Annotated in this window: 5 protein-coding genes and 2 pseudogenes; 1 reads left to right on the forward strand and 6 read right to left on the reverse strand. The window is 71.8% G+C overall.

Annotation, left to right across the window (positions count from 1 at the left end; all coding sequences use genetic code 11):
• Nucleotides 1-208, forward strand: a pseudogene (locus tag RIF68_RS27555) (hypothetical protein); the annotation flags it as partial.
• 33 nt (nt 209-241) lie between these two features.
• Here the strand turns inward: RIF68_RS27555 and RIF68_RS27560 are convergent.
• From RIF68_RS27560 to RIF68_RS27585, 6 genes and pseudogenes are all read right to left on the reverse strand, one after another.
• The gene (locus RIF68_RS27560) at nt 242-949 is read right to left on the reverse strand and encodes a class I SAM-dependent methyltransferase (RefSeq protein WP_309054008.1); all 708 of its coding nucleotides are present in this window, start codon (nt 947-949) and stop codon (nt 242-244) included.
• 266 nt (nt 950-1,215) lie between these two features.
• A complete protein-coding gene (locus RIF68_RS27565; RefSeq protein WP_309054009.1) occupies nt 1,216-2,439 on the reverse strand; it encodes an MFS transporter in 1,224 nt (407 codons plus the stop codon).
• A gap of 114 nt (nt 2,440-2,553) precedes the next feature.
• Nucleotides 2,554-3,465, reverse strand: a complete 912-nt coding sequence (locus tag RIF68_RS27570; RefSeq protein ID WP_309054010.1) for an NADP-dependent oxidoreductase — start codon at nt 3,463-3,465, stop codon at nt 2,554-2,556.
• A gap of 195 nt (nt 3,466-3,660) precedes the next feature.
• A complete protein-coding gene (locus RIF68_RS27575; RefSeq protein ID WP_309054011.1) occupies nt 3,661-4,416 on the reverse strand; it encodes an SDR family NAD(P)-dependent oxidoreductase in 756 nt (251 codons plus the stop codon).
• The gene (locus tag RIF68_RS27580) at nt 4,413-4,658 is read right to left on the reverse strand and encodes a hypothetical protein (protein ID WP_309054012.1); all 246 of its coding nucleotides are present in this window, start codon (nt 4,656-4,658) and stop codon (nt 4,413-4,415) included. The genes RIF68_RS27575 and RIF68_RS27580 overlap by 4 nt, the downstream gene beginning before the upstream one ends.
• 2 nt (nt 4,659-4,660) lie before the next feature.
• Nucleotides 4,661-4,821, reverse strand: a pseudogene (locus RIF68_RS27585) (transposase); the annotation flags it as partial.

The raw sequence follows: 4,821 nt of genomic DNA on the forward strand, positions 1-4,821 counted from the left end.
CCTCGCCCGCCCGCTCCTGGCCGACCCCACCACCCCGTACACCGAGGTCCGCTACGCCGGAATCCGCCTCGCCGAGTGCCTGACCGACGCCCTGCGGGTGGCCGAGTCCCGGGGGCTGCGCCTGCCGGAGGCGGACGCCGACGCGGACTTGGAGGCCGGGCCACCGGAGAGAGGCACCGGCGACCACTCGTCAGCACCGCCGCGCTGACACGTCAGCACTCCTTGGCCAGCGCCACCTCCGTCACCACCGATGGGGGACTGAGCGCCGGCTGACCGCGGTGACCAGCAGGGTGGCTGCGCTGCGCGGGCCCTCGGCCGCCGGCGGCAGCACATCGACGTGGACGCGCGTGAAGCCGGACTCGTCGAGGACCCTCGTCCAGACCTGCTCCCGGAGGACCCAGCGCCGCAGCACGGCCGCTTCCCCGTCCGGGGTCCTCGCCGGAATCTCGGCGGCTACGACAGCGGACTCCGCCGGAGCACCGCCCACGTGGTGGGCGAGGGTGGAGAACGCCAGCAGGCCACCCGGACGCAACCCGGCGGCCACGGCCGGCAGCAGCGCACGGGGGGACGTGAAGTCGAGCGCGCCGAACACGCTGTACAGCACGTCGTAGGTGCCGGCCGCCGTCCGCAGGTGTTCCACGGCGTCGGCTCGAACGACGCACAGGCGCGGCGCGAGGTGGCCGAACAGGCCGGTCGCCAGGTCGTACTGCGCCGGCGAGCCGTCGACGGCGTCGACTCGGGCAGGTGTGTGCCGGGTGGCGAGGTGGGCGGCGTGCCGGGCGGCCCCGGCGCCGAGGTCTCCGACGACCTTGTCCGTCAGGTCACCCAGGACCTCGGCGCCGGGGCCGCCGTCCTGACCCCAGGTCCAGTGGAAGGCGTCGGGGACCGCGCGATCGAGCGCGGCACGGGTGCGGCCGAAGTGGTGCCAGAGGTCGGTGGTGGTCGTCACCCACCTCATCCTGGCGCGTCCGGTCCGCGACCGGACGGACTCCGGTGATTCCCCCTCACACGCGAGCCGGGAACTCGCCTCACCGTTCGGGGAACATTCTTGTTCGGTCGACCTGCAGGCTTCAACGGCGGGAAGTGCAGAGGTTGGTCAACTCGGGTCACGTATCGTCAGGAAGTCGAGGGAGAGCGCGAAAGACCCGGCGGGTGGTACCGAAGCAGTCGCTTTGGTACCACCCGCCGGGTCTTTCGCGTCACTTGACGGATACGTCACTTGGTGAAGAGCAGTACCACTCCGATGAGCGCGGCGAGGCCCGCCGCGGCCAGGAACCCCGTCGTGCTCGACGTAGCCTCGATCAGCGGTCCCACCAGCAGGGGCGCGAGGAATTGGCCCCCGAAGATGACGGTGCCGGCCAGCGAGGTCGCGCGGCCCCGCAAGGCACCCGGCGCCGTCTCGTTGATCAGCACGGTCAGCGAGGGCAGCGACAGTCCTTGGCCGATCCCGAGCAGCGCGGTCCCTGCCAGCAGCAGCGCGGGGCTGCCGGCCACGCCCAGGACGGCGAAGGCACCGGTCCAGGCGAGCGCGGCCACACGCAGCAGCGCCGAATAGCTCAGCCGGGTCCGCAACCGCGCGTACCACAGTCCGACCAGGCTGCCCGCGGCGCTGGTGACCACCACGGAGTACAGGGACACCTGCAGCGGTTCCGTGATGCCCAGCGCGGCCAGCCGCTGGGGCAGGAACACCACCATGGCGTAGAGGAAGACGGAGGAGGCGGCCTGAAGCGCGTAATAGCCGACCAGCCCGGGGCTGCGCCGCAGCAGTACGAGCGCCCCGCCGGAGGCAGTGGAGGCGCTGCCCCGGGTCCGGGGCAGGACCACCAGGACCAGCAGCCCCAGCGGCAGTCCGACCAGGTACACCGCGAAGGGCGCGTGCCACGAGATACCGCCGACCGCGCCGCCCAGCAACGGCCACAGCACGCCGCCGACGCTGTTGGCGGACGAACGCCACCCCATCACCCGGTCCCTGCGGCTGCCCTGGAACAGCTGGAGCAGTGCGACGGTGGTGCCCGTGAAGACGGCCGCGGCCCCGATCCCGAAGACCAGCCTGCCGGCGATCAGGACCGGATACGAGGTGGCGAACAGACCGGTGGCCCCGCCGGCCGCGAAGAGGAACAGTCCCCAGGCCAGCGGGGACCGCACACCCCACAGGTCGATCAGCCGCCCGGCCAGTGGGCTGATGACGGCCACGGCCAGCGCGTGGGCGGTCACGACGAGGCCCGCCGCGGTGCCGCTGACCCCCAGATCGCCCCGGATCACCTCCACCACGGGAGAGATCACCGAACCGGCCATCACCCCCAGCGTGGAGGTGAGCAGCAGCGCGACGAGCGCGCCCGCCCGCCCGGACCCTTCCGGCTCCGGCAGCCCGCCGTCCGACGGTCCGGCCGCCGACGTGTCCGCCGCCTCCCCGGAGGGCGGCGACGCACCACGGCTCATGACGCGGTGCGAGGAACGGTCCGCCCCGGGCGGACATGGACGGTGGAAATGCGGTCGGGCGGACGGTTCATGGGAGGTACCTCGATGTGTGATGGATGCCGGACAGAAGGAGGGTCAGCCGACCGACAGGACGACCTTGCCCCTGCCGTGGCCCGATTCGACGTCACGGTGGGCCGAGGCCGCGTCCTCCAGGGGGTAGGTGGCCCGCACGTGAATGCGCAATACCCCCCGCACGTAGAGGGACACCAGCGCGTCCAGCCGCTTCGCGGAGCGCTGGCTGCCGATCCAGCGGGCGCCGAGCTGCTCGTACGCCTCGACGGAGGAGATCGTGCCCACCCGGTCGAGGTCCTTGACCAGTTCCACCGCGGCCCGCAGACCGTCCGCACTCGCCGCGTCCAGGGCCGCGTCGACCCCATGCGGAGCCAACTCCCGGACCCGCTCGGCCAGGCCAGGCCCGTAGGTCACGGGAATCGCGCCCAGCTCACGCAGATAGTCGTGGTTGGCCTCGCTCGCCGTGCCGATGACCGTGGCGCCCAACGAGCGGGCGAGCTGCACCGCGACGGTGCCCACTCCACCCGCTGCGCCGTTGACGAGAAAAGTGTCGCCGGCCCCGACCCGCAGGACCTCCACCGCGGTGTGCGCCGCCTGGCCGGCGCCGGACAGGCCGCCCGCAACCTCCCAGTCCATCGCGACCGGCTTGGCCACCACCTGATCGGCCGGTACCACCACGTACTCGGCGTAGGAGCGCTGCGTACGGAATCCCAGCACCTCGGCGCCCGCCTCGATGCCCAGCACTCCCTCACCGGTCTGGTCGACGACCCCGGCGAACTCACCCCCGGTGATGTGCGGGAACTCGATGGTGAAACCGGGAGCACGGCGGCCGGACCGGACCGCGCAGTCGATCGGCTGCACTCCCGCGGCCCGGACCCTGACCCGTACCTCCCCCGGGCCGGCCGTCGGCGTCGGGACGGAGACCGTGTCCAGCACCTCGGGACCCCCGAAGGCGGAAAACGCCGCTGCTCTCATGGATGTCGACCTTTCATCGAGTTCTCCGCCACCAGGCTGGGCGGAAGGGCATGGACCAAGCCTGTTACCTCAAGTGCGGTTCAGGTCAAAGCGGTTGTTGCCGACAAGATGACGTACGGGAAAAGGCGGCCGGAGGGGGGCCGCGGTGCCCCCTCCCGGCCGTTTCCCGGACTCCTGGTCCCGGCAGTCTCCTGGCTATCGTCCGGAGCCGTCGTGCTGGAGGACGCGGTGACTCACCAACCAGCCGTTGTTGCGCGGCACCAGGTGGTCACGGCAGACGACACTCGGGAAAATCTCCAGCGGCCCGTCGAGCCGGGTACGCATGGCCAGCGCGTAGGTGCGGGTCCGCAGGGACCCGTCCGGCTGGGCATGGACATCGAGCATGCCCAGCCAGTGCCGGAAATCGGTCCGCTCGGCCTCCAGCCGGTCGGCCCGCTTGCGGCAGGACGCCGCGATGGCCGCCCGGCCCCGCAGCGGATCCATCCGGCTGGCCTCCTCGAACACCGCGTCCTCGGTGAAGGTGTCGGCCCACTCCTCGGCCTTGCGGTCGTCGATCAGCCCCATCTGCCATGCATAGAACTGGATCGCGGCCCGGGCGCAGTGGAAGACCCCCGTGACATTGGTGTCGAGCACCTCCGCCCAGTGGTCCGGGGCGAGTTTCTCCACCGCCCCGGGACGGCTCACGCCGGCGTTGGCCACCAGGATGTCGACACCGCCGAAGCGGTCGGCGGCGGCCCGCATGAGCTCGGTGGCGGAGTCGGGATCCCGTACGTCGACCGGGTGGTAAGCGATGCGGCCCCCGCCCGCCCCCGGTTCCGGGCGCCACTCGCCCTTCTCCCGGGAGGCCACGACCACGTCGGCGCCTTCCTGGAGGAACATCCGGGCGATCCGTGCTCCGAGCCCCCGGGTGCCTCCGGTGACGACGGCCGTCCTGCCGCTGAGTCGTGTCATACCGCCGGCACCTCCTCGGCGTCCACCGCTGCCAGTGCCCGGAGCACGGCGTTCTGCCGGGTGTCCCGGGCTCGGACCAGTTCCGCGTAGGACCGGTCACCGAAGGCGTCGTCGGCCTGGGCAATGAGTGTCGCCAAGGTGTCCTCGTCCATCGGGGGACGGCCCAGCAGCTCCCAGCCCTTTTCCAACTGCGCTCCCAGGGTGTTCAGCCACTGACGCAGACCCCCCTCGCCACCGTTCATTGGACCGCGTCGGTGTCGGGCTGTTCGAAGACCGTTCGCAGCAGCGTGGCGACCCAGGGCTGGGCCGATTTCGGAACCTGGCTCAGCAAGTTCCTCGCGTAGTGGGTGCGGCATCGTTGCCACGACGCGCCGGGCAGCACCGCGCCGATGGCGTCGACCAGGC

It is taken from the genome of Streptomyces sp., assembly GCF_031178505.1.
Classification (GTDB): domain Bacteria; phylum Actinomycetota; class Actinomycetes; order Streptomycetales; family Streptomycetaceae; genus Streptomyces; species Streptomyces gulbargensis.